This is a genomic window from Bifidobacterium sp. ESL0827 (assembly GCF_052606685.1).
Genome location: NZ_CP199597.1, coordinates 1,506,108 through 1,530,634, shown reverse-complemented (window position 1 = coordinate 1,530,634; position 24,527 = coordinate 1,506,108). Strand labels below are relative to the sequence as shown.

Genomic DNA, 24,527 nt, shown 5'->3' with positions numbered 1-24,527 from the left:
TCCGCCTGGGGTTCCGGTCTGCGAAAACTATTGACTTACAGAATCAGGAGATGCGATTATGGCTATGTTTCCCGCATTGATGAACAATTCGATCTTCGGCGACTTCTTCGATGATCCCTTCTTCAACAACTGGCGTGACGGGCGTCGGCAGGGTCAGGGCGCCAAGAACGCGCTGAACAGCCCCTTGATGAACACGGATGTGCGTGAGAAGGACGGGCAGTACCAGCTCTCCATCGACATGCCTGGCTTCGACAAGAAGGACATCGGCCTGCGTCTTGAGGACGGCTACCTGATTGTATCCGCGCAGAAGAACAGCGACCAGGGCGACAAGGACGATCAGGGCCGTTGGATTCGGCGCGAGCGTTACACAGGGTCCTGCTCCCGCAGCTTCTATGTGGGCGACAAGGTACGCCAGGAGGACATCCATGCTCACTACGCCAATGGCACCCTCGAGGTGACCCTGCCCAAGACCAGCATCGAGCCGGCTGACAACACGCAGAACATCGCCATTGAGGACTGAGGGATTCGGGCCCTTATCGGACCGTCTGAACGACTGCTATACTGATTGAACGACAGCCGTTAAGACGGCCCTTTTGTCGTGTCAACACGCTATTGCCCAATTTTGGGTCCATCAATGCTATACTTGCCATTTGGCGTGTCTTTCGGCGCGCTGTGTAACCGGCCGAGGATCGGATAGAAGGCTTATGGCAAAAGATGGTGTGATCGAGGTGGAAGGGCGTGTGGTCGAGGCCCTCCCGAATGCGATGTTCCGCGTCGAGCTCGAGAACAAGCACCTGGTGCTGGCCACCATTTCCGGCAAGATGCGCAAGAACTACATCCGCATTCTGCCCCAGGATCGGGTGGTGCTCGAAATGAGTCCCTACGATCTGAATCGCGGACGGATTACGTACCGGTACAAGTAACAAGGTACACAAGCAAAGGAAAACCATGAAGGTCAGCCCTAGTGTGAAGAGAATCTGCGAGAACTGCCGCGTGATTCGTCGTCACGGCCGCGTCATGGTGATCTGCAAAAACCCACGCCACAAGCAGCGCCAGGGCTGAGCGGATTCCCAGCGGCAACGAACACCAAAGGCGCTGAGTCACAGCCGATAGGCTGAACCCCGGGTGCGCAGGCCCGGGCCGGGAGACCGGAAGACTCGGTGCACGACCTGCGTAGAGCAAAAAAGGAATCGCAATGGCACGTCTTGCCGGAGTCGACATCCCCAACGAGAAGCGCATAGAGATAGCCCTCACCTACATCTTTGGTGTGGGGCGTACTCGCGCCAAGGAAACACTTGCCGCGACCGGAGTGAATCCGGACACCCGCGTCAAGGATCTCACGGACGAGCAGCTCATTACGCTGCGTGATTACCTCGAGGGAAACTACAAGATCGAGGGTGATCTGCGCCGTGAGATCGACGCTGATATTCGCCGTAAGATCCAAATCAATTGCTATCAGGGCCAGCGCCACCGCCGGGGCCTGCCCGTGCGCGGCCAGCGGACCAAGACCAACGCCCGCACCCGCAAGGGACCCAAGCGCACCGTCGCCGGAAAGAAGAAGGCGACCAAGTAAGGCCGAATGCGAAGCGGGGATGAGGGTCCCCGATGATTCGCACCAGCAATCAGTTATTCGTTATTCGTGACAAGGAAACGAGGATCAATGGCAGCAGCAAAGCAGGCCGCGCGCAAACCTCGTCGTCGGGATCGCAAGTCGGTTCCGGTCGGGCAGGCGCATATCAAGTCAACATTTAACAACACCATCATCTCCATCACCGATCCTTCCGGTGCTGTAGTGGCCTGGGCTTCGGGCGGCGATGTAGGTTTCAAGGGCTCCCGCAAGTCCACTCCTTACGCAGCGGGCATGGCTGCTGAATCCGCAGCCCGCAAGGCCATGGAGCATGGGGTCAAGAAGGTGGATGTCTTCGTCAAGGGCCCGGGTTCGGGCCGTGAGACCGCCATCCGCTCCCTGCAGTCCGCAGGCCTGGAGGTCGGTTCCATCTCGGATGTGACCCCACAGGCACACAATGGCGTTCGTCCTCCCAAGCGCCGTCGCGTCTGAGCACTAGAAAACCCATGAATCCACCCGCGAAGACCGGTGAGTGCACCACCGGTCGGAGCTGAAAGGATAGCAACAGTGCTTATTGCACAGCGTCCGACTCTTACTGAAGAAGTCGTCAATGCCCAGCGCTCCCGTTTCACCATCGAGCCCTTGGAGCCGGGATTCGGGTACACCCTGGGCAATTCCCTGCGTCGTACCCTGCTGAGTTCCATACCCGGTGCGGCTGTGACCTCGGTCCGCATCTCGGGTGCCCTGCACGAGTTCACCACGCTGCCTGGTGTGGAGGAGGACGTCACTGAGATCCTGCTCAACATCAAAGGCATCGTGCTGACCAGTGAATACGACGAGCCTGTGGTCATGTATTTGCGCAAGAGCGGCAAGGGCGAGGCCACTGCCGGGGACATCACTCCGCCGGCAGGCGTCACCGTCGCCAATCCTGATCTGCATATCGCGACCCTGGCCGAGGATGGCGAGCTGGAGATCGAGTTTACGGTGGAGCGTGGGCGTGGATACGTCCAAGCCCAACTCAACAAGCAGGACAACGATGAGATCGGCCGCATCCCGGTTGATTCCATCTACTCTCCTGTGCTTAAGGTCAGCTACAAGGTCGAAGCCACCCGTGTCGAGCAGCGAACGGATTTCGACAAGCTGATCCTGGATGTGGAGACCAAGCCGGCTATTTCTCCGCGTGACGCAGTAGCGTCCGCTGGGTCGACCCTGGTTGAGCTCTTCGGCCTCTGCCGTGAACTCAACACCCAGGCCGAGGGCGTCGAGGTCGGGCCCGAGCCTGTGGTGGAAGAAGCCGATCCGCAGATGTCCGTGCCGATTGAGGACCTGAACCTGACGCAGCGTTCCTACAACTGTCTCAAGCGTGAAGGAATCCATACCATCGGCGAGCTGGTCTCGCATACCGAGCAGGATCTGCTGGACATCCGCAACTTCGGCATGAAGTCCATCGACGAGGTCAAGGAGAAGCTTGAGGGTATGGGGCTGTCGCTGAAGGCCTCCCCACTGGGCTTCGACACTAATAATCTCGAGGGAGGCACCTTCTTCTCGCCTGACGACGAGTGAGGGATTGCAGCCTTCGTATGAGCGGGCGAGGGGAAGGGTTCCGTCGCCTGCTGACAGAAATTCCGGGAAGTCGGATGTTCGGGCGTATGCCCACCTGTCCTCCCGGGCCGTAAGGAGATAATCCAATGCCAAAACCTAGCAAGGGCCCACGTCTCGCCTCTAGCCCGGCGCACGAGCGGTTGATGCTGGCCAACATGGCCACCAGCCTCTTCGCCAACGGCCGTATCACGACCACTCTGCCCAAGGCCAAGCGCCTGCGTCCGCTGGCTGAGCGGCTGATCACCTTCGCCAAGCGCGGGGATCTGCCTGCCCGCCGCCGCGTCATGCGTGTCATCCGCGACAAGTCTGTGGTCCACATCTTGTTCACGCAGATTGCGGAGCAAATGCAGCAGCGTGAGGGTGGTTACACACGTATTACCAAGATAGCGCCCCGCCGTGGAGACAACTCCCCGCAGGCCGTGATCGAGCTGGTCACCGAGCCCCTGTCTGCCAAGAAGGCCGTGGTCAAGGAGGCTGAGTCCGCAGCCAAGGTGGCCGCCAAGGACGACAACGCCGAGGTGGCTGCCGCCACTGATGCTGCCGTCGCCGAAGGCGCTGCCAAGGATGCTGTCGACCAGGCCGTCGAGGCCAATGAGTCCGATCAGGATGTGGCCCAGGCCGACCAGGCTGCAGAGGATCTGGAGCAGACCGTTGACAAGGCGGATCAGTCTGAAGCCCAGGCCGAGGAAGATGCCGACGTGGCTGAGGATGCCGAGAAGGCCGCTGAGTAATCGGTCTTTGTCTGGTGACGGGGTCGGGGAGCATGGCTCTCCGGCCCCGTTTGTCATTGGTGCCAGGGAGGTCTTGATGGAGGATCAGGAAGGGAAGATGTCCCTTGTCAGGCTGCGCATGGATCTGGCTTACGACGGCGGCGGCTTCCACGGTTGGGCCCGGCAGCCTGGGCTTCGCACGGTCCAAGGCTGCATCGAGCATGCCCTGTCTCTGATAACTGGAGCCCGCAAATCAGATGGCGAGGTTTCCCATAGTCAAGTCGTCTGGGAACCAGGGCTGGTCGTGGCTGGCAGGACCGACACTGGGGTCCACGCATCTCATCAGGTGGCGCACCTGGACATTCCTGAAGTTGTGCTCGAGGCCTGCAGGGGACATATGGGGGTTGATGGTGTTTTGGCCCTGGAACGCCGTCTCCGCCACCTGTTGCCCACTGACATCGTGCTGCTAGGGCTCCGAGTTGCTCCTATGGGTTTCGATGCCCGCTTCTCTGCCTTGGAACGCACTTACTTGTATCGGGTCAGCCAGGGGGGTCGGTCGGGGGATCCACGCATGCGGGGTTATGTGCTGGACCTGGAGGGGAGCCTGGATCTGGAAGCTATGAACGAGGCTGCAGTGGAGTGCATCGGTTTGCATGACTTCGGATCCTTCGCCAGGCCGAACCCTGGGGGCACGACCATCCGCAAGGTCAAGGCAGCACACTGGGACCTGGTTCCGACCGTGAATCTGTTCGGTGTTGCCCCGGAGCAGAGTGCCGTCGGATACCTTCCGCCTTTCATGGAGTCCGGGCTGACCGTCTTCCGGATCGTAGCCGATGCATTTGCCCATAACATGGTCCGCTCGTTGGTCGCGGCCTGCATTCAGGTGGGCCTGGGGCGCCGGTCCGTGCAATGGTTTGCCGACAAGATTGCCCACCCCCTGCGTGAAGGTTCCACTGGTCCCATAGCTGCTCGGGGCCTGACCCTGGAGCAAGTAGCCTACCCGCCTGATGACCAGCTTGCTGAACGGGCGCAGGCCATCCGTGCCCGCCGTACGCTATGACGCACTGGGCTGTTTTGTAGCGACCGTTGACTGCGCCACGCTGTTTGCCAGGTAGGGACTCTGTGGCATAATAGAAAAGTTGTTGTTCGGCAGTGTCGGGCAACGACCATGGTTGAGTGTCCGAGCGGTCTAAGGAGCACGCCTCGAAAGCGTGTGAGGGCAACTCCCTCCGCGAGTTCGAATCTCGCCTCAACCGCCCCATTGGCCCTGACCCGACGGTCAGGGCCTTTTGTATGTAAATACTGTTGCCGCATTCCCAAGTTGTGGCCTATAGGAACTAAACGCGTTGTTTTAGGTTCTGTGTGTGGGTTTGGTTGTGTGTTGGTCAGAGTGTGGTGTTGGGGTATCTGACTGGTGTGTGGAACTCGTTCCAGTTGATGGCGGTGCCGTAGTGTTCGGGCTCGTCCTGTTCCTGTCTGGTTTCCCGTTTGGGTGCTGGTTGTGGCTGGTGGTGTTCGTCCCTGATCAGGCTGGCGGGGTCGGGGTTGTCGGTTTTCATGTAGCAGTGCCATTCGCAGGCGCGTCTCATGTGGCTCTCGGGTAGGCCGTGGTGTTGCAGGAGGGTGCGTTTGATGGGTGAGTTGACTCCTCCTTCCAGCCGGTTGGTGGTGCGTTCCACTGGCCCGCCGGCGGTGAGTTCGGGTTCCAGGAAGGCGAAGAGCTGCCTGTCTTGGAAGAGGTGTTCGAGCCTGCGGTAGCAGCGGCGGAGTTCCTGGTGGGTCCACCACCAGGATTGGTGGCTGGCTTTGGGGTTGGCTGGGTCGTCCTTGGCCATGGTGCGTTCGTCGATGAGGGTTTTCCATCTTTCGTGCCAGGCGTTCAAGGCCTCACCCCCAACGCACCGCTTCCTCGATGGTATGGACCCGGGTGAGCTGGTCGGAGAGTCGCTTGAGTTCCTTGCCGGCCTGAAGTCGTGGTTTGAGTGTCAGGTCGGTTTTGGTGTTGCGTTGCACGTGCACCAGGCAGCGTTGGATGCGCGTGCCCGGCCAGCAGGCATGGCAGGCTTTCTGCACGCCGCGAAGGCCGTCGGTGATGAGCACGTCGGGCCCGGGGATGCGGGAGAACAGGGCCGTGTAGGCCGCCGTGTTCTCCTGATGGCACCACTGCCAGTCGATGACCTGGCCCGTCTGCCCGTCGATCGCTATCAGGAGGCACCAGCCGTGTGCCATATACGTGCCGTCGGCCATGAGCGTGTGATGGACCACCCCGTCCGGTGTGATTGCCGGCTTGATGTTCCAGCACCAGCCGACCCGTTTACGCCAGGCCCTGGCGCCCATGGCCCCCATCTGTTCCCGGGTCCTGCCCGTCAGCGGCCGGTCCAGGAACTCCCTCAACTGCGCGGCGCGGGCCCGGTCCTGCCTGCGCGCGGTGGACGCGATCGAGCAGGACGGACACATCCAGCGCTGCGTGCCTGATCTGTTGCGCCCATGCTTGCGCATCCGCCCATGGCATATGGGGCAATGCCTGGCCCTCTTCGATCTGGTTCTCATTCCCCAATCGAACAGGAACGGGCACCCCTGCAAGACCCCTATTAACAACCCGACCTATTAACAACCACCCAACACGCTTACAGCCACAAGGCCAAACCCCCAACATAAACAACGCGTTTAGTTCCTATAGCCCTATAATGGTGTAACGGTGGTGCTACTGTCACCGTTGATGTAATAACTCAAGAATGATAGTTAGGCCTATCTATCAGTGCAGTATTCCAGTTTTAGCTGGGTTGTCAGAGGTGCCATGGCTGACACCGCTGACTTCGTTATTGGTTATCAAGGATGAATTGACTCAACAAACGGAAAGGGGCTTATGATGAAAGCTCTGAACACTATCAAAAGTAGGTTGCTCGCCAGCGTTGCTGTTCCACTTGCGCTGTCTATGGGAGTCGCCATGGTTCCCAGTCAGGCGATGGCTGCAGAGCCTGTGGATACCGCTTCGACATCTATCGTGAGTCAAGTCACCGATTCGCTGACTCCGAGGGATGTGCTGGAGATAGCGGATACCGCATGGGAAAACGGTGATTATGAAGGTGCTGGCATCCTGACCGAGTATGCATTCTCGATGCATGATGGCACTGCCGGTAATGGCTTCCAATCGAGGAATTGGGCTACGACGATCGCCAAGAAAGCTGTCATTAAGCTTCTGCGCTGGGGAGGTTCCAAGCTTCCTGCCAAGATTGCTCCGTGGGCCGGTCGGATTGCAGACTTCCTGGAAGCCACCGGCGTCTGGACTCATGCCGCTATCGTCTCAGGTTTGATGCAGCTGGGCATCCCTTACGATATTGCTGAATACACGGCGACATGGGTTGATTTGGTAAATAGGAATATCGCCCCATGACAGCGTTTATTTCAGTACTCGTTGTCGTGGGGCTTTATAATCGCATGAGGTCTGGCGATACTCTGATCTCAGTACCATGAAGGTTAATATTATGCGTGATGGTGTGGTAGTAGCTGAACAGCTAAGTAAGAATTTCGTCTCGGGTGACGGGACTCCCACTGTGGTGTTCAATGATCTTTCTTTTGTTGCTGCTGGTGGTGCCATGACCGCAATTACAGGGCCCTCTGGATGTGGTAAGAGCACCTTGCTATATTGCCTTTCTGGTCTTGAACAGCCATCTCAAGGAAATGTGTGGGTGCTGGGTGAGGAACTAACTAAGAAGAACCAGCGTAACTTGGCTTTGTTTCGCAGATCGCATATCGGGTTTGTGTTTCAGTCCTACAATCTTGTCCCGTCCATGACCGTTCGTGACAATATCCTGCTCCCCTTGACTCTCAGCCATCGCAAGGTCGATCAAGGAAGCATCGATGCCCTCATGGATAAGTTCCACTTGAGCGGGCACGACAATGACGCAGCTAGTTCGCTCTCAGGTGGTGAGCAGCAGCGGGTATCCTTGATTCGCACCTTGGTCGCGGATCCCGATGTTGTGTTCGCCGATGAGCCGACAGGTGCTCTTGACCAGAAGTCCGGACAGTTGGTTTTCTCGCAGTTGCGGGACTTCTCCCATCGACCCGGTAAATGCGTGGTCGTGGTCACACACGATCTCCGCCTGGCCCGGCAATGCGACGTCGTATACACCATGAGTGATGGCGGATTTGTCGCATCAGGGAATGTGGAAGAGCAAGCGTAGTTATTGCCCTGATTCTGTATGGCGATGCGGCGTGAAAGGTGTAAGTCATGAAGTGGGCGTTGAATGATCTGAAAGCCAATAGAGGAATCTGGGCCGGTGTGTTTCTTGTGCTTGTGGTCACGCAGACGATTCTGTGCGCCATGAGTGTATGCAAGGGAATCAATGATCTCAAACATGATTCCCCGGGGGAAGTGGGTGTGGTATCTCACCATCTCAGCACTAACGTGGACTCGGTCTACCAGATAGCAATGGTCCTGGGTTGCCTGGTCATTATGGTGACGATTCAGGCTTCCATAAGGCAGCGGCGGAAGGGACTTGCATTGTTGTCCCTGCTTGGTGCCACACCTAGGCAGGTGCTGACCCTCACCATGGTGCAGGTGTTCGTGCTGACTCTGATCTCCTCCATCGTTGGTATGGCGCTGGCGCCAATTCTTGCCCCACGGATTCTAAAGTTCCAGTTGGAGGCCGTGCTGTTACCGCCGCTTATCACTTTTACTTGGCAGGGTTTCTTAGACTTTGCTTTGAGGGGGCTTGCAGTCGGTTTCATTGTGGCTTTGTTGGGTGCTCTCTTTACTCTGCGTGCTTTGAGGAAAGTGCTTCCGGTTGAGCTGCTGAGAGGTTCAGGAACTGAGGAAGTCCACGTCACGAGAGCTGGGCGCGGTCTGAGGAGATTCCTTATTATCGGTGGTTTCATCGCCCTGCTGGCACCGGCTGTCGCTGCCGTCATCCTGGTGTTGAACGACCCCAAAACTCTGAGTAAGACCCAATTGGGCATCATCATGCAACCCATGTCATTAGGCCCGATCATCGCGATACTGCTGTTTCTGGTCGCTCTGGCCTATTCTGGAGGACCCATCATCCAATGGGCCACCAAAACATGGACGAATCTGGTTCCTGTGCAATCCGATGTCTGGAAGATCGCACGGGCACAAGCCATTGTGAGAAGTCGCGGGAAGGCATTCGGCTCCACCATCATCTCACTGACTGCTTGCCTGTTCCTGCTCGGTGGATTGTTAATCACAGGTCAAACCAGTACTGCTGCCATAAGTGGCTTTCCCCAGTTGAAAGACATGGGATCAGCCACACCGATAGAGCTTATGTCCAGCCTGTGGTCGGCCTTGCTCATTGCTGTAATCGGTGCGGTCGCCAGTTTCGCCATCTCTGCCAAGGAACGCAACCTTGATCTGGCCCTTATCTCCATCGCGGGCGCTGTGCCCGGACAGCTACTTGCCATATCGGCCTTGGATGGTTTCATCCTCGTGACCACCGGTATCCTTATCTCTGCGGGGGCCACCTTGCTCGTCGGAGTTTTCACCGCTGTGACATTCCTCCCTCTTTCCAAGAATCTCTTTGTAGTGGTCTTCCCCTGGAAGTTCTTCATTATCCTTGCTGTGCCCATTATCGCCGCGGGAACACTTTCCACATTTTTCTCTGCACGTTCTAGTTTGAAGCGATCGGCAATTGAAACCGTCCAAACAGCCATAGGCGAATAGCGGAAATCATGTCAACTATGCAAACTCAGCAACGTCAAAAAACCACAATTTTTAATGTATTCAGACTATTGAAACCGCACACAGCTATCACTGTTGTTGTGATGTCTGTGGGTATAGTGTCTTCAGGTCTGGCGTTACTACAACCTCTGTGTGTCAATTATCTTCTACACGCCATAGAACAGAGTCAGAAGTTGGTGAGACCAATTGCAGTCTTGGCGCTTTTGTTTGTAGCAGGCATCGTCCTGGATGGTTTGGGATCCAATATGGCAAACCGCCTTGCGGCGAAAATAGTTTTCGATAAACGTAGCAATCTCATTACCTGTATCCTCGGCCTGCCGGTACAAGAGTATGATAAGAGGGAGTCGGGTGACTATGTCTCAACTGTCATCTCAGATACTAATGAGTTACGCTCAGCCCTGTCATCAGACTTCTTTAAAGTGGCCGCGAATCTGTTAACAGCTTGCGGATCAGCTGTCGCTATGCTGTTCATTGATACCAGACTCTTTGCCGTGGCACTTATAACTTCGTGCACATCCATTCTGTTGATGATTGCTGCTTCTTCTCGTCTGCAGGCCTATACCGAACTGGTACAAGCTAAGACAGCAAGACTGTCTAATGCCATACTGCGATCATTAGCTGGAATTCGCACAATTAAGGCCTTTATGGCAACAGTGCCTGAAACGAAAAGAGTAGTCGGTACCGCAGAAGAAGTGTATCGGGCAACAGTAAAAGTGGCCAACAAGGAAACAATCATTCGGTCCATTGTGAACTGCGCCATACAGCTGACCTTACTAATCGTTTTTTCCTTTGGCGGCGCGGAAATAGCGAAAGGGGATCTTGATATTTCTAATTTCATCTCCTTTTCAATGTATTTGACTATGGTTGTTTCTTCGCTAAGCTCCTTTTCCTCATCTATAACCACGGCTTTCAAAGCTTTAGGACCACTCAGGAGAATAGAAGACATTGAATCTTTGCGCGATAAAAGCGAAACCGTAAGTTCGAGCAATATGCTTTCCCCAGATGGGCATTCCTCGTTTGATACAGCCAACATTACGCTGGAGTTCAAAGATGTATGCTTTTCTTACAATACAGCGGACAAAGATGATGAACGAAATACCACTCTGCAGAACATTAGTTTTAGCGCAGTCCCACACCAAAGAACCGTCATCGTGGGCTCGTCGGGTTCAGGTAAAACTACGCTGCTTTCCCTATTGGAGGCTTTTTATAGGCCGGATTCGGGGCATATCCTATACAACAATGTTGACTCAACTGATTTAAATGCCAACGATATCAGGAAAGTAGTTAGCTATATTGAACAAGATGCTCCTATATTCTCCGGTAGTATTCGAGATAATCTAACGATGGGAACCATCGAAGCAAGCGATGAGACATGTTGGAATGCGCTCAAGCTCGTCAATCTTGATACAAAAGTTAGGAATCTCGAACAAGAGTTAAATCCCTTGTAGAGGCATGTGCTTCACCCACGTATGCTTTCAGCGGACTGTACAACGGACGAGCTGGCATTATGTCTGCTTTAGCGGTAGGGAAAACTTGGATTTCAGATTATGCTGAAATTCAAACCATGCATTTAAAAAATCTTCTGGATTACAGTCTGGCCTACCATGAACAACCAGTTTTTGTCGGCGATAGCATGTTGAGGCTATCTGCCGACTATTCAACAGGTTCTGCAGGAGTTCTTTCCGCACTTACCTCTATGACTGGATCTGGGTGGGAATTCCTACCGATTGTCAATCCAGATCAATTCTGTGGGCAACAGCTCATGGCCAAGCAAATTAGCGAATGGAAGGAGGTGTGAAATGAACGTTCTGAATCTGCAAGACGAAGATACCAATGAGAACCCTATGCATAAGAGTAATCATAGTTACTTCTTGTGCACCAGTTACAGCGATACGAGCAACGTGTTGTGTTGTTCCTCTGATTCATGGAGAGAGGGGTGAGCGATGAGTGACCGTGGACGATCAGACCATGTAACGGTTTCGGATGCGATTACCGGTGTTGGTTTTTTCGGAACTGTGTTGTTGGGTTTTGTCTTTCCTTTTGCGGTCGGCATTGGTGTCACTTATCGCTTGCTCCCTTTCGGTGGCGTTCGTTCCTGGGTGCATGGGTGGCGTGGGGTTTTGGGTACCATCGTTATCTTTCTGTTGTGGTTCTTTGGTACCTACATAACTGATGCGTTGGTGGATGTGTTGTTTAGCATGAGCAGTCACAAGGTCTTGAAGAAGCTTGTTAGCGAAGTTGTGAGTTTTGTGTTTCTCATGGGGTTGATGGCCTTGGCCTTCAGCAGGTGGGAAGCCATGGCGCTCTCATCTTTGATAACTGAGGTTCTCACCATTCTCATCTCCCTACTCGTCATTCATGCCGTTGATGCTGCAGACAAGCATGATTAATCTAAACAACGATCATTCCTAGGGAATGAAGCGGATTCGAGTGCCCCTTTTATGGGGCGGGAGAAACGCATCGGACGCGGAGAGGTCTCCTCCTTGGTTTGGGAGGAGACCTCTTCGGTTTGGTTGTGTGTGGTGTTAGTCGTCGGTGGGGTTGATGTTCTTACTGAGGGCCAGGGCGATGAGCGCTGCGAGGTTGTTGGTTCGGTCGAGGGTGAGGGCTTGGACCATGTATGAGCTGGCTTGGTCGGGGTCGCGGGCGGCCCAGGCCAGGTAGGCTCTGGAGGCGCTGAGGTGTGGGGTGGGGCCGACGGCGGCGGTGAGCTGGTCGAAGAGGTTGTAGGCTCTGTCGGCGCGTTCCTGGTTGACGGGGGTCCGGCCTTCGAAGCAGGTGGTGAGGCTGGTGAAGATGAGTTTGACGGCGGCGGGGTCGTGGGGTTGTTCGGTGATGGTGGTCAGGTCGTCTCGGGTGGTGTCGGGGTTGATGGCGGCGACCAGGAGCGCGTCGCGGTGCGGCAGTGAGGTTTCTATCAGCGCGGCCATGCGGGTGAGCCGGTCGTGTCCTATGGCTTCGGGCTGGTGGGTGCCGTCGAGTATGCGCATGATGCTGTCGAGGGCCTGTCGGCCTGCGGTGAGCATGAGTTGGGGGTCCTGGCTCAGTTGCTTGACGTCGTCCTGGAGGCTGGTTGTGGTGTTCATGGGTGTTCCTTTCCTTGGTGCCGGGACTGTTTGTGCCGACGCCTGGAATGGCGGCCCGGGTATAGCGGAGAGTCAAGCCCCCGCGTGGATCCGAACACTCCCCCGGAGGCCGAGGGGGCATGCTGTTCGGCCCCCTCGGCCGGAGCGGGGTGTGGGCGGAGACGCTCGGGGCTTGAGTCGCAGCGGCCCGGGCCAGAATGGAAGGGGGCGGCACAAACACCACATTCCCAACCCCTTCAGCAGCACGCCGCAGGCGTGCGACAGCGGCGGCCAGACATCAAGGCGCAGCCGCCGATGACCACAACCCCGGCCGAGCCGAGCATGGAAAAAGGGACCCCGTTGAGGGGTCCCTTGATGATGTTGCCCTGATGGGTCAGGCCATCTGGCTTCGGAGTCCTGGGTAGTGGTGTGCCAGGTATTCGGCGGTGGCTTGGCGGATCAGTGCCGATAGGTTGGTGCCTTCTGTTTTGACGGCGGCTTCGGCCCATTGGTCCAGGGCCGGGGTGGTGCGTACCTGCCAGGTTTTGCTGGTGGGTTGTTTGAGTTCGTCGCGGGGGCGGCCGGCGAAGATGGAGAGCAGGTCGTCGTCGGTCAGGGGGCCGGCGTCGTAGCCCCGGTATACCCGGGTGCCTTCGATGGGTGTGAATTGGCCGGCGTCGGCCATGCGGTCGAGTGCTTCGGCGTGTGCTGCCCTGTCGGCGGGTGTCTGTGTGTTGGTCATGGTCTGGCTCCTTGTTGGTTGTGTCTATTGGTATCTGAGATGTTGCCACCGGCTGGTCAGCGGCATGGCGTGGAAGGCGTGGAGCTGGCCGTCCTGCCATTTGCTGACGATGACTTCGAGCAGGTTGTCGGGTAGGGCCCCGGGGTGTGGCTGGCCGACGAAGACCACCGTCATCTCGTCGCCGTAGCCCTCGATTTGTTCGTGGCCTATGGAGTGGAGGACCGCGTGCCTGATTTCGTCGTCGGCGCAGCCGTGCTTGCGGGCTGATTGCTCTATCTCGATCTCCATGACCATGAGTGTAGTACAAATTGCACATACAAACCAGTCGTGCGTTCCTCGCGTTGCGGTCTGGCTGTCCGAACGCGGGGCGTTCGACGATGCCGATTCCACCCCGTGGGGTGGCGCGAGGCATCGCTGCGCCGCCGCCGGCAGCCGGCCCCGCTTGGTGGCGGGGCCGGCTGCGGGGTTCATTCACTCTTTGGTGTCCTCCTCCTGGTCGCCGTCGTCTGTTTCATCTTCGTTCCCTTCGTTGTCTTCCTCTTCAGGTCGGGGCACCAGGTCGCCGTCGAGACCGGATTGCTCTTCGTCGCTGATGGCGTAGCCTGCGGTTTGGAGGGCACGGTAGAGGGGTTTGAGCAGGCCGTCTATGTCGTCTTGGCTGCGCCAGGTCTCGTGGTTGATCTGTGTCTCCATGATGGCGTGGCACAGGGCGAAGGCCGTCTGGGTGCGGCGACTCTCGTCAAGGTCGGCCTTTTGCGCCAGCTCGGCTTCCTGGTCCTGGACGATGGCGCGCCATGTGTCCCGCACCTGGTCCCGGCTGACCCACCAGGTGCGTTGGCTCGCTTGGGCGATGACCAGCATGGACAGGGCCTGGGACTGGTTTTTGGCGGGGCGTTTGAGGGACATGAGCCGTTGCGTGTAGGCCAGCCGCAGGTCGTGGCTTGCCGTGTCCAGTTGCTTGGCCGGTGCGATTTCGGCTTCTTGTTCGGCTTGCCACCTGGCCAGGTCATCCTCTCTTTGCCGGCGTTCGTCCTCCTGGTCCTGTTGGGTGTATGGCTCCAGCAGGGTGATTTTGACGCGCCACTGTCCGCCACGGTCGAGCAGTCCGACGGCCGTGGGTTTGTCGCCTTCCCATTCCTCCAGCCATGTGTCGAGGGCCTGCTTGGGGTCGGGGTCGGTATCCGGGGAGAATCGGGCGATGGTGCGCCAACCTTCCGGGTCAGACCAGGATTGTGATGGTGTCAGCGGCACGATGGGCAGCCCGGCCTGCTTGATGGCTTCCTGGGCCTGTTCGATCCACTTGTCCAGCGACCGTTTGGCCTGGACCTGGTGCAGTGTCATGTTCCAGTTGTTGGTGCCTGCGGCTTTGATGAGCTGGTCTTGCAGGCCTTCGTCGTCGCGGAAGTCGGCTATCGTCTCCAATTCCTCGAAGCTCAGCTGGGATGGCAGCGCGAGTATTTTCTCGTCGTCGATGGACGATATTTTGAGCCGTCGCTGCACGGTGCTGCGGCTGCGGCCAGTGGCTTTGGCCATCTGGTCCACGTCTTCGCCAAGGTCCAGGAGGTGGGCGTATCCGCGTGCCTCGTCCAGGGCGGTGAGCTGGTCACGGTGTATGTTCTCTACCAGCATCACCTCCGCCTGGGTCTGCTCGTCCATGTCGGTGATGATACAGGGCACGGTTGCAAGGCCGGCCTGCTCGGCGGCCGCCAGCCGCCGGTGTCCGATGACCAGGGTGTGCCGCCCCTCCTGGTTCGCCGGTGTGACGACCAGGGCCTGCTGTATGCCTTGGGACGCGATGCTCATGGCCAGCTCCGACACGTCTCCTATCTCGCTTCGGGGGTTGGCGTCGTTGGGCCTGATGGCGTCGATGGGCAGCATGGTCACTGTGGTTGTGGTGTTCATGGGTGTTCCTTTCCTTGGTGCCGGGACTGTTTGTGCCGACGCCTGGAATGGCGGCCCGGGTATAGCGGAGAGTCAAGCCCCCGCGTGGATCCGAACACTCCCCCGGAGGCCGAGGGGGCATGCTGTTCGGCCCCCTCGGCCGGAGCGGGGTGTGGGCGGAGACGCTCGGGGCTTGAGTCGCAGCGGCCCGGGCCAGAATGGAAGGGGGCGGCACAAACACCACATTCCCAACCCCTTCAGCAGCACGCCGCAGGCGTGCGACAGCGGCGGCCAGACATCAAGGCGCAGCCGCCGATGACCACAACCCCGGCCGAGCCGACCAGTTTTATGTTTGCCGATTGAAGGGTGATCTGCAGTAGCTCATGATAGAAGAAAGACCATCCGATAAGAAATGTGTTTATATTGTGAAGCTTTATCTTGATGAAGCTTTCTAACTGATATCCCGAGTATATTAAAGCTTGTTAGAAGCCGCCACTGCCTCTATCATATTTATATGATATGCACACTAGGGCGGCACTTTTTTATCTAAAGGGGTGTAACTGAGATGGACACCGCTCGTATTCCTTACCCTTCGCATCCTTATCAGAGCTCAGCCAATCTAGCCTCTATGCTGATACAGAACGGTCTCTCCGGCATCAGGGGCTATAGGAACTAAACGCGTTGTTTTAGGTTCTGTGTGTGGGTTTGGTTGTGTGTTGGTCAGAGTGTGGTGTTGGGGTATCTGACTGGTGTGTGGAACTCGTTCCAGTTGATGGCGGTGCCGTAGTGTTCGGGCTCGTCCTGTTCCTGTCTGGTTTCCCGTTTGGGTGCTGGTTGTGGCTGGTGGTGTTCGTCCCTGATCAGGCTGGCGGGGTCGGGGTTGTCGGTTTTCATGTAGCAGTGCCATTCGCAGGCGCGTCTCATGTGGCTCTCGGGTAGGCCGTGGTGTTGCAGGAGGGTGCGTTTGATGGGTGAGTTGACTCCTCCTTCCAGCCGGTTGGTGGTGCGTTCCACTGGCCCGCCGGCGGTGAGTTCGGGTTCCAGGAAGGCGAAGAGCTGCCTGTCTTGGAAGAGGTGTTCGAGCCTGCGGTAGCAGCGGCGGAGTTCCTGGTGGGTCCACCACCAGGATTGGTGGCTGGCTTTGGGGTTGGCTGGGTCGTCCTTGGCCATGGTGCGTTCGTCGATGAGGGTTTTCCATCTTTCGTGCCAGGCGTTCAAGGCCTCACCCCCAACGCACCGCTTCCTCGATGGTATGGACCCGGGTGAGCTGGTCGGAGAGTCGCTTGAGTTCCTTGCCGGCCTGAAGTCGTGGTTTGAGTGTCAGGTCGGTTTTGGTGTTGCGTTGCACGTGCACCAGGCAGCGTTGGATGCGCGTGCCCGGCCAGCAGGCATGGCAGGCTTTCTGCACGCCGCGAAGGCCGTCGGTGATGAGCACGTCGGGCCCGGGGATGCGGGATAACAGGGCCGTGTAGGCCGCCGTGTTCTCCTGATGGCACCACTGCCAGTCGATGACCTGGCCCGTCTGCCCGTCGATCGCTATCAGGAGGCACCAGCCGTGTGCCATATACGTGCCGTCGGCCATGAGCGTGTGATGGACCACCCCGTCCGGTGTGATTGCCGGCTTGATGTTCCAGCACCAGCCGACCCGTTTACGCCAGGCCCTGGCGCCCATGGCCCCCATCTGTTCCCGGGTCCTGCCCGTCAGCGGCCGGTCCAGGAACTCCCTCAACTGCGCGGCGCGGGCCCGGTCCTGCCTGCGCGCGGTGGACGCGATCGAGCAGGACGGACACATCCAGCGCTGCGTGCCTGATCTGTTGCGCCCATGCTTGCGCATCCGCCCATGGCATATGGGGCAATGCCTGGCCCTCTTCGATCTGGTTCTCATTCCCCAATCGAACAGGAACGGGCACCCCTGCAAGACCCCTATTAACAACCCGACCTATTAACAACCACCCAACACGCTTACAGCCACAAGGCCAAACCCCCAACATAAACAACGCGTTTAGTTCCTATAGCCCCAAGTGTAGTGGTTAACCTGTGGAGTTGGGTTTCGTTATTGTTGCTGATATGCAGTCCATGGAAGATTGGTTTTGCATGATAACTGAGCATGGCAACCGGTGGATTGGCTGATTTGCAGCTGGAATTGGTCTTCCTTGTGCCCGCTTTGGTTATCCGGGCTGACACGGCCCTGATTCTTGATCTTAGGCAAATAAAAGACCGTCCAATGCAGAAGGCGATGCGATGGTCAACACCGGGTCGCCTCCTACATTGCACGGGTTCATACCCCCCGCGTTCCTATGGAATACTCCTATGGAACACGTTCTATAATATCACTGTCTGAACCGATGTCGCCACCGCAAAGTTTCGTGGAATCTGTAGATAAGAACCAATTGATTTGTTTGCTTGATGATCTTTGATCACGATTGTTCAGGTTTTGGTCATGCATGGACGGGGATTGCTTGCATATACGAATGCGGAAACTTATGAGTGAGCGATTGGCGGAACCTGCAGGTCGATGGTCCGCCTTTGCCGTCAATGCTTTGGTGTCTGCAACAGGGCTGACGATGTGGCAGGGTAGCCGAGGTTCATGGCCATGGACAAGTGGGCTACAACCATGTCGATCAGGGCAGATGTGGCCTCTTGGTGGCTTTTCGCGTTCTGGCTGACATCAGTTCGTATGGTTCCTGAGGAGCCGTTCAGTTTTCTCCCCACGGCCAGAAGGGACCGGGCCGTATCCATTTCAATCAGGGCTGGAGTAGGAGTCTGTATTCCGTTGGCAGGATCGGTGGACTCGTCGGGGTGCGCCAGCAGATCAGTGGTGGGATAGACCCCCTGTCGGGGATCGTGCTTGGAATGACCAACCAGAATCTGGGCGGCTGCAGTGTGCGCATCGGCTAGGGTCAGCATCCATGTGGCATCGGTCTTGCGGGCCGCGAGGACCGAGAGTTCGAATCCGGAACGGTCTTCGCCTGTGATGGCCTGATCGGCCAATTCGACGGGCAGCGCCTTGGCCAGCGGATCCAACCGCTGTGCAGCCTGGACCAGTCTGAGTGTAGCCGTTTGACGATTGGTCTGCCCGCCCTGGGAGGCCGTCAAAGCCTGGGCTGCGTGCACTGTGGCTTCATCCAGCCTGGCAGGGCATTCGCGGGCCGCTTGGGTCCAGGCCTGGGATCGGTTGTCTGCCTGATTCTTTTGAAGCTGTTCCGACTTCCGGGCTCGCGTCCATGCTTGTTCGCAGGCAGTGGGATGGAGATTATCGGGATCGTGCTGACTGATGTGCACCGCTGAGGGTGCGCATCCTGATAGGAAGACAGCCAGCAGAAGTACTGCGATGCCGGTCCTCATCCGTCGTGCTAGAATCGACGGCCGATGACTCGCCCACCCGTGGTATTCAAGAACCGGCAGTGTCTGCATGAAAGGCTAGAATAGTAGGCATTGCAGACTAAAAGAAGCGCAGTCTGAATAACTTCATAGGAGGTCTTGACATGGAACTGGACCTGGCTGAAATTCATCAGCTGGCACACGAACAAGGGATTGATGCCGAGACCTTGGATCAAGCACTGAGCGAGGCCCTTCTTCTGGCCTACCAGAAGTCGCCTCACGCAGCAAAACACGCACGGGTGGAGCTTGACGAACGTGCGGGGACTTTCACCATTTGGGCACAGGACGAGATCGCTCGAGAACCCACGCCTGAAGAGCCCGAACCGGGATACGATCTGGGTGAGGAATACGACGACACGCCAAAGGACTTCGATCGGCTGGCGGCCTCCACGGCCCGCCAGGTCATTCGCCAGCTCTTCCGTCAGGCTGATGATGAGCGAGTCTTCGGAGCTTTTTCGGGTCAGAAGGGCCACCTGATCACCGGAATCGTGCAGCAGGATGCCAGTGATCCCGGCAATGTGCATGTGGCCGTAGATAATGTCGAGGCCATTCTGCCCCGCCGCGAGCAGGTGCCTGGAGAGCATTACCGGCATGGCCAGCGGATCCGCGTCTACGTGGTCAATGTCTCCCGTGGGCTCAAGGGGCCGGAAATCATCGTGTCACGTTCCCATCCAGAGCTGGTTCGCCGTCTCTTTGAGCGGGAGGTGCCCGAGTTGGTTTCCGGTGCAGTCTCCATCATGGCCATTGCCCGTGAGGCCGGGGCCAGAACCAAGATTGCGGTCCGGGCCAACAGCAAGGGGGTCAATCCCAAGGGTGCGCTGATCGGTCCTGGCGGCGCCCGCGTTCGTGCCGTCATGGAGAATCTGGGTCCTGAGAAGATCGACATTGTGGATTGGTCCAAGGATCCTGCTGAATTCGTGGCTGCGGCCCTGTCTCCAGCTGTGGTCCGCCAAGTGCAGATAGTCAGTGAGTCCAACCGCACGGCCATTGCCTTCATCAAGGATGCCCAGCTTTCTCTGGCCATTGGCAAAGAGGGGCAGAACGCCCGTCTGGCTGCCAAGCTGACAGGCTGGAAGATCGGGATTGAATCCGAGGAGACCCACCAGCAAAAATTGCGTGAGTTGCAGGCGCAATCGGCTTCGGCTACTGGTGAAGACGCCTGAGAGCAAACATCCGACGAGACGAGTATGCTGGACCCGGTATCCCGAGTCCGGTGGTTCATGCCGTCGGCCCCGGCACAGAGACGAGGTAACACGATCATGGTCGCACGATGAGACAGGATATGTTCGCCGTCATGAAAGAGTGATCGCGCCGGTCATATGCGCGGTCCGGTAAGGAGAAAGTAAGTGCCCAAAGCACGCGTGTATGAGCTGGCCAAGGAATTTGGCGTAGACAGCAAGACTGTTCTGGCGAAATTGAAGGACATGGGCGAGTTCGTCAAGTCCGCATCATCCACTGTCGAGGCCCCTGTGGTTCGTCGACTCAAGAATGCTTTCCCTCAGAAGGGACAGGGCGACGCCGGCCAGGCTGCTGCACGAAATGCCCGCCCCGGCAGTCCTAATCATGGAAGCGGCCAGGGTCAGCATGGCCGCTCGCAGTCCAGCGGCACCCAGCAGCAATCCACACCTGGGCCCAAGCCCGGACAGAACCGCCGGCCCTCGGCTGGTACCGACGCGCCACGGGGTCAGCAGCGTCCCAGTGGCCATTTCCCCAAGCCCGGTGCCCCCCACGGCAACCGCAACGAACATGAGCAGCGCAACCAGTCCCGTGGGCCTAAGCCCTCAGCCATGGGCAGACCCGGCCCCCAGGGCTCGCACAACAACGGTCGTTCCGGTGGCTCCGGGGCTTCGCCAGCGGGTCATGGCGCACGCCCGGGAGCATCCACGCCCCGTCCAGGCAACAATCCTTTCAGTCGCAAGCAGGGGATGAAGGCCCCTATGCCTTCAGACATTCCCAGGCCGCACCCTATGGCCAGGCCTACTGTCAACGACTCGCGCAGAGGCCGGGGCGGATTCCGCAACGGTCGTGGCGGTCGCACCGGACAGGGCACCCGTCCAGGGCAGTGGGGCCATAGCCGCCCCGGTCAGCAGACGCATCAAGGCGGCGGCAGCCGTTTTGGCGGCGCTTCGTCGGCACCTTCAGGTGGATTCCGTAGCGGGTCGGGCCGCGGCGGTCGCGGCCGCGGCGGTGCTGCTGGAGCTTTCGGCCGCCAGGGAGGCAAGTCCTCCAAGGCTCGTAAGAACCGGATGGCGAAGAGGCATGAATTCCAGGAGATGAAAGCACCCGTCATCGGCGGTGTGCGCATTCCTGCAGGAAACGGTCGTACCGTTCAGCTTCGTCAGGGTGCTACCCTGGCTGATCTGGCCGACAAGATCAACGTCAACCCTGCTGCCCTGGTCACGGTGCTCTTCCACCTGGGCGAGATGGCCACAGCCACTCAGTCCCTGGATGAGGCCACTTTCCAGATCTTGGGCGACGAGATTGGATGGAAGATCCGCATCGTTTCTGCCGAGGAGGAGGACAAGGAGCTCCTTCAGCAGTTCGACATCAACCTGGACGAAGAACGTGAGGACCAGGATGACAAGAACCTGCAGCCCAGGCCTCCAGTGGTCACGGTCATGGGCCATGTCGACCACGGCAAGACCCGGCTGCTGGACACCATCCGGAAGACCAACACGACCACCCAGGAAGCTGGCGGTATCACCCAGCGCATCGGGGCCTACCAGGCCACGGTCACCCTGGACGGTGAGGATCGCAAGATTACCTTCCTGGATACCCCTGGTCACGAGGCCTTTACGGCCATGCGTGCCCGCGGTGCCGAACTGACCGATGTGGCCATCCTGGTAGTGGCCGCGGATGACGGCGTCATGCCGCAGACCGTGGAGGCCATCAATCACGCGCAGGCAGCTCATGTGCCCATTGTGGTGGCTGTCAACAAGATCGATGTCGAGGGAGCCAACCCCCAGAAGGTGCGTGGCCAGCTGACCGAGTTCGGCCTGGTATCCGAAGAGTACGGCGGCGACACCATGTTTGTCGACATCTCCGCCAAGCTGGGCACCAATGTGGACAAGCTCCTGGAAGCCGTCCTGCTGACTGCCGATGCCGACCTTGACCTTCGGGCCAACCCCGACATGGACGCTCGCGGCGCCACAGTCGAGGCCCGGCTGGACAAGGGCCGTGGAGCTGTGGCCACTGTGCTGGTTCAGCAGGGGACCCTGCATGTGGGCGATGCCATTGTGGCTGGATCGGCCTATGGCCGTGTGCGTGCCATGCTGGACGAGAACGGTCGGCAGATGGATGCTGCCGGCCCCTCCACACCCGTGCAGGTGCTGGGGCTTACCTCGGTGCCTACCGCCGGCGACCTCTTCCTGGTCGCGCCCGACGATCGCACCGCCCGTCAGATCGCCGAGAAGCGCGAGGCTTCGGCCCGCGCAGCTCAGCTAGCCAAGCGCCGTAAGGTGGTCTCCTTGGAGAGCCTGAAGGAGCAGTTCGCCAAGTCCGAGGTGGACATGCTCAACATCGTCATCAAGGGCGACTCTTCCGGCTCGGTCGAGGCCCTGGAAGATTCTCTGATGAAGATCGAGGTCTCCGACGAGGTCGGGATTCAGGTCATCCACCGGGGCGTGGGCGCCATTACTCAGAACGATGTCAACCTGGCCACGGTCGACAAGGCCGTCATCATCGGCTTCAACGTTCGACCCAACCGGCAGGTCCAGGATCTGGCAGACCGCGAGGGCGTGGAGATTAAGTACTACTCGGTCATCTACAACGCCATCGAGGACATCGAGGCCGCGCTCAAAGGCATGCTCAAGCCGGAGTACGAGGAGGTCACCACCTCCCACTCCGAGATCCGCGAGATCTTCCGCTCCTCCAAGTTCGGCAACATCGCGGGCGTCATGGTCCAGGATGGCACCGTCAAGCGGGGCACCAAGGCTCGAATCGCCCGCAACGGGGTGGTCACTGTCAACGACCTGGAGATCTCCTCCCTGCGCCGGTTCAAGGACGATGTCAACGAGGTGTCCGAAGGCTACGAGGCTGGCATCAACCTGGGCTCCTTCAACGACATCGAGGTGGGCGACATCATCGAGACCTACGAGATGCAGGAAGTGGAACGCAAGTAGAGCCTGTCGACCCTCCGACCACATGTCGGAGGGTCCGTGGCGATCCGCCCCGGTCTAGGTACTCCCTGGCCGGGGCGGATGTCCATGAATGCGAAGATTGGTCATGGACGGTTCGAGAAAGGAATCATGATGGCTGGAAATCCCCGCGCTGTACGCATAGCGGCCCTGATACAACGGGTCGTAGCCTCTGCGCTGGAGTCCCAGATGCACGACAAGCGCCTGGCAGGGGTCACCGTCACTGAGGTTCGGGTCACCAACGACCTGCAGATAGCCAAAATCTATTGGACCCAGCTGGGTCGGTCGGGCCATGAGGCCGGGGAGCGCAAGCGCGCCCAGCAAGCCCTGCGGCAGGCCTCTGGCAGGTTGCGCACCCTGGTTGGTGCCCGGGCCGGTCTGCGGCTGACGCCTACGCTGCGCTTCATCTACGATGAGGTGCCTGCCGAGGCGACCGAGATTGAGGATGTGCTGACCATTGCTCATCAGCGGGACGAGGCCATGGCCAAAGCCCGGGTCAATGCCAGCTATGCCGGCGACCCCGATCCATACAGGCATGACGACGAGGAAGAGACCGATGGGTCGGACTCCGTCCCGGATGAACCTGCGGCAGAGGATGCGGATGAAACCGACCGGTGAAGGCAACGATGGAGCAAAGGCTTCCGAGTCGTCGGATGGTATGGAGTCAGGCACTGGTGAACCGACCTCGGGCATCATCCTTGTTGACAAGCCGAGCGGTGTGACCAGCCATGACGTGGTGGCTGCCGTTCGTTCTGGCCTCAGCATGCGTCGCGTAGGCCATGCCGGGACCCTGGATCCCATGGCCACTGGCCTGCTGGTCGTAGGGTTCGGCCAAGCCACGCGCTTGCTGACGGTTATCGTCGGCCACGACAAAACCTATAAAGCCACTATTCGTCTGGGACTGGGCACTACCACGGACGATGCGGATGGGGATTTGCTACCGGTGCGTCCTGGAGCTGCGCAGAGGGTGGACGAGCTTACAGCCCAGGGTCTGCAGGATCTGATTGATGGCTGTTTCACCGGCTGGATCGAGCAGGTGCCCGATGCCTTCTCCGCCATCAAGGTCAACGGCAGACGGGCCTATGACCTGGCTCGCGCGGGCCAGAAGGTCAAGCTGGAGCCTCGATGCATTCGGATTGCATCCTTCCGTCTGCTTGACTTTCGTCGCGTGGATTTGCCTGATCTGGGAGTCAAGGTGGTCGATGCGGACGTGGAGGTGACCTGCTCCAGCGGCACCTACATCCGCGCCCTGGCTCGCGATCTGGGCGAACGCCTGGATCTGGGCGGTCACTTGACGGCCCTACGAAGGATTCGAGTGGGTCCATTCGACCTGGAGGATTCCGACCTGGCATCCAGGGTTCTGGGCGGTCATGTGGTCCCTCACACCTACCGGAACCGCCAAGGTCAGACGGTTGTTCGCAGTCGCATGGTCCTGGACCGCAACCGGCAGGCGATGTTGGATGGCTCGCTTGACCTGGTGCAGGCGGCACGCATGAGCATGCCCGTTCTGAACCTGGATGCCGACCAGGCCGTCAGAGTCTCCAACGGCGGATTCTTGGATCTGCCTGTCACTGGGCCCACAGCTGCCCTGGCAGGGCCTCAGGGCAGGCAGCGGCTAGCTGCTATCCTGGTGCCCAGTCCACGAGGCGGGGCCAAGCCGGATGTGGTCTTCCGCCCTGAGGCTTGAGTGCGCAGGTTCGTGTTTAGCACGAGGGTCTTGCCAGGGTGCGATGGTGGGAATACAGTGC

General features: G+C 58.5%; 22 protein-coding genes, 1 tRNA gene and 3 pseudogenes. 19 read left to right on the top strand and 7 right to left on the bottom strand.

The window, feature by feature from the left end:
* Nucleotides 1–58 precede the first annotated feature (58 nt).
* The 9 genes and pseudogenes from ACUIAI_RS06190 to ACUIAI_RS06150 all read left to right on the top strand — a co-directional run bounded on the left by ACUIAI_RS06190 (nucleotide 59) and on the right by ACUIAI_RS06150 (nucleotide 5,135).
* Complete coding sequence (locus ACUIAI_RS06190; protein ID WP_045935704.1) at nucleotides 59–520, top strand: Hsp20/alpha crystallin family protein; 462 nt, start codon at nucleotides 59–61, stop codon at nucleotides 518–520.
* Nucleotides 521–704: 184 nt separating this feature from the next.
* Nucleotides 705–923, top strand: coding sequence for a translation initiation factor IF-1 (gene infA, locus ACUIAI_RS06185; protein WP_015022331.1), 219 nt, complete (start codon nucleotides 705–707; stop codon nucleotides 921–923).
* 25 nt (nucleotides 924–948) lie between these two features.
* Nucleotides 949–1,062, top strand: a complete 114-nt coding sequence (rpmJ, locus tag ACUIAI_RS06180) for a 50S ribosomal protein L36 (RefSeq protein WP_015022330.1) — start codon at nucleotides 949–951, stop codon at nucleotides 1,060–1,062.
* Between the two features lie 133 nt (nucleotides 1,063–1,195).
* Complete coding sequence (gene rpsM / locus ACUIAI_RS06175; protein WP_015022329.1) at nucleotides 1,196–1,573, top strand: 30S ribosomal protein S13; 378 nt, start codon at nucleotides 1,196–1,198, stop codon at nucleotides 1,571–1,573.
* A gap of 87 nt (nucleotides 1,574–1,660) precedes the next feature.
* Nucleotides 1,661–2,059, top strand: a complete 399-nt coding sequence (gene rpsK / locus ACUIAI_RS06170; RefSeq protein WP_015022328.1) for a 30S ribosomal protein S11 — start codon at nucleotides 1,661–1,663, stop codon at nucleotides 2,057–2,059.
* A 75-nt stretch (nucleotides 2,060–2,134) separates the two neighbouring features.
* Nucleotides 2,135–3,130: a DNA-directed RNA polymerase subunit alpha gene (locus ACUIAI_RS06165; protein WP_015022327.1), complete on the top strand. Its 996-nt coding sequence runs from the start codon at nucleotides 2,135–2,137 to the stop codon at nucleotides 3,128–3,130.
* Between the two features lie 125 nt (nucleotides 3,131–3,255).
* Nucleotides 3,256–3,774: pseudogene (gene rplQ / locus ACUIAI_RS06160) on the top strand (50S ribosomal protein L17); the annotation flags it as partial.
* 202 nt (nucleotides 3,775–3,976) lie between these two features.
* On the top strand, nucleotides 3,977–4,939 hold the full coding sequence (locus ACUIAI_RS06155; RefSeq protein ID WP_445341875.1) for a tRNA pseudouridine synthase A: 963 nt from the start codon (nucleotides 3,977–3,979) through the stop codon (nucleotides 4,937–4,939).
* 110 nt (nucleotides 4,940–5,049) lie between these two features.
* A tRNA-Ser gene (locus ACUIAI_RS06150) sits at nucleotides 5,050–5,135 on the top strand.
* A gap of 129 nt (nucleotides 5,136–5,264) precedes the next feature.
* Here ACUIAI_RS06150 and ACUIAI_RS06145 read toward each other — a convergent pair.
* Nucleotides 5,265–6,429, bottom strand: a pseudogene (locus ACUIAI_RS06145) (IS1249 family transposase).
* A 316-nt stretch (nucleotides 6,430–6,745) separates the two neighbouring features.
* Between ACUIAI_RS06145 and ACUIAI_RS06140 the strand changes: the two are divergent.
* From ACUIAI_RS06140 to ACUIAI_RS06115, 6 genes are all read left to right on the top strand, one after another.
* Nucleotides 6,746–7,273: a hypothetical protein gene (locus ACUIAI_RS06140; RefSeq protein WP_219997315.1), complete on the top strand. Its 528-nt coding sequence runs from the start codon at nucleotides 6,746–6,748 to the stop codon at nucleotides 7,271–7,273.
* Between the two features lie 76 nt (nucleotides 7,274–7,349).
* Nucleotides 7,350–8,063 carry an ABC transporter ATP-binding protein gene (locus tag ACUIAI_RS06135; RefSeq protein ID WP_101433110.1) on the top strand — a complete coding sequence of 238 codons (714 nt, stop codon included), beginning with the start codon at nucleotides 7,350–7,352 and terminating at the stop codon, nucleotides 8,061–8,063.
* 47 nt (nucleotides 8,064–8,110) lie between these two features.
* Entirely contained in the window at nucleotides 8,111–9,556 is a 1,446-nt protein-coding gene (locus ACUIAI_RS06130) for an FtsX-like permease family protein (RefSeq protein ID WP_045924218.1), read from the top strand.
* Nucleotides 9,557–9,573: 17 nt separating this feature from the next.
* Nucleotides 9,574–11,022 (top strand): ABC transporter ATP-binding protein, encoded by a 1,449-nt coding sequence (locus tag ACUIAI_RS06125; RefSeq protein ID WP_445341874.1) that lies wholly within the window; start codon nucleotides 9,574–9,576, stop codon nucleotides 11,020–11,022.
* 59 nt (nucleotides 11,023–11,081) lie between these two features.
* A complete protein-coding gene (locus tag ACUIAI_RS06120) occupies nucleotides 11,082–11,372 on the top strand; it encodes a hypothetical protein (RefSeq protein WP_445341873.1) in 291 nt (96 codons plus the stop codon).
* A 145-nt stretch (nucleotides 11,373–11,517) separates the two neighbouring features.
* Complete coding sequence (locus ACUIAI_RS06115; RefSeq protein WP_015022033.1) at nucleotides 11,518–11,964, top strand: hypothetical protein; 447 nt, start codon at nucleotides 11,518–11,520, stop codon at nucleotides 11,962–11,964.
* A 135-nt stretch (nucleotides 11,965–12,099) separates the two neighbouring features.
* On the opposite strand, the gene ACUIAI_RS06110 is transcribed toward ACUIAI_RS06115, so the two are convergent.
* The 6 genes and pseudogenes from ACUIAI_RS06110 to ACUIAI_RS06085 all read right to left on the bottom strand — a co-directional run bounded on the left by ACUIAI_RS06110 (nucleotide 12,100) and on the right by ACUIAI_RS06085 (nucleotide 18,607).
* On the bottom strand, nucleotides 12,100–12,660 hold the full coding sequence (locus tag ACUIAI_RS06110) for a hypothetical protein (protein ID WP_015022034.1): 561 nt from the start codon (nucleotides 12,658–12,660) through the stop codon (nucleotides 12,100–12,102).
* Nucleotides 12,661–13,033: 373 nt separating this feature from the next.
* On the bottom strand, nucleotides 13,034–13,381 hold the full coding sequence (locus tag ACUIAI_RS06105) for a hypothetical protein (protein ID WP_015022035.1): 348 nt from the start codon (nucleotides 13,379–13,381) through the stop codon (nucleotides 13,034–13,036).
* 24 nt (nucleotides 13,382–13,405) lie between these two features.
* The gene (locus ACUIAI_RS06100; protein ID WP_141650026.1) at nucleotides 13,406–13,669 is read right to left on the bottom strand and encodes a hypothetical protein; all 264 of its coding nucleotides are present in this window, start codon (nucleotides 13,667–13,669) and stop codon (nucleotides 13,406–13,408) included.
* A 183-nt stretch (nucleotides 13,670–13,852) separates the two neighbouring features.
* The gene (locus ACUIAI_RS06095) at nucleotides 13,853–15,283 is read right to left on the bottom strand and encodes a ParB/RepB/Spo0J family partition protein (RefSeq protein WP_445341872.1); all 1,431 of its coding nucleotides are present in this window, start codon (nucleotides 15,281–15,283) and stop codon (nucleotides 13,853–13,855) included.
* Between the two features lie 699 nt (nucleotides 15,284–15,982).
* A pseudogene (locus ACUIAI_RS06090) lies at nucleotides 15,983–17,147 on the bottom strand (IS1249 family transposase).
* A gap of 647 nt (nucleotides 17,148–17,794) precedes the next feature.
* The gene (locus ACUIAI_RS06085) at nucleotides 17,795–18,607 is read right to left on the bottom strand and encodes a hypothetical protein (protein ID WP_445341871.1); all 813 of its coding nucleotides are present in this window, start codon (nucleotides 18,605–18,607) and stop codon (nucleotides 17,795–17,797) included.
* A gap of 140 nt (nucleotides 18,608–18,747) precedes the next feature.
* Between ACUIAI_RS06085 and nusA the strand changes: the two genes are divergently transcribed.
* From nusA to truB, 4 genes are all read left to right on the top strand, one after another.
* The gene (gene nusA, locus ACUIAI_RS06080; RefSeq protein ID WP_445341870.1) at nucleotides 18,748–19,806 is read left to right on the top strand and encodes a transcription termination factor NusA; all 1,059 of its coding nucleotides are present in this window, start codon (nucleotides 18,748–18,750) and stop codon (nucleotides 19,804–19,806) included.
* 183 nt (nucleotides 19,807–19,989) lie between these two features.
* On the top strand, nucleotides 19,990–22,764 hold the full coding sequence (infB, locus tag ACUIAI_RS06075; protein ID WP_445341869.1) for a translation initiation factor IF-2: 2,775 nt from the start codon (nucleotides 19,990–19,992) through the stop codon (nucleotides 22,762–22,764).
* A 129-nt stretch (nucleotides 22,765–22,893) separates the two neighbouring features.
* A complete protein-coding gene (gene rbfA, locus ACUIAI_RS06070) occupies nucleotides 22,894–23,397 on the top strand; it encodes a 30S ribosome-binding factor RbfA (RefSeq protein WP_445342830.1) in 504 nt (167 codons plus the stop codon).
* 40 nt (nucleotides 23,398–23,437) lie between these two features.
* A complete protein-coding gene (truB, locus tag ACUIAI_RS06065; RefSeq protein WP_445342829.1) occupies nucleotides 23,438–24,466 on the top strand; it encodes a tRNA pseudouridine(55) synthase TruB in 1,029 nt (342 codons plus the stop codon).
* Nucleotides 24,467–24,527 lie beyond the last annotated feature (61 nt).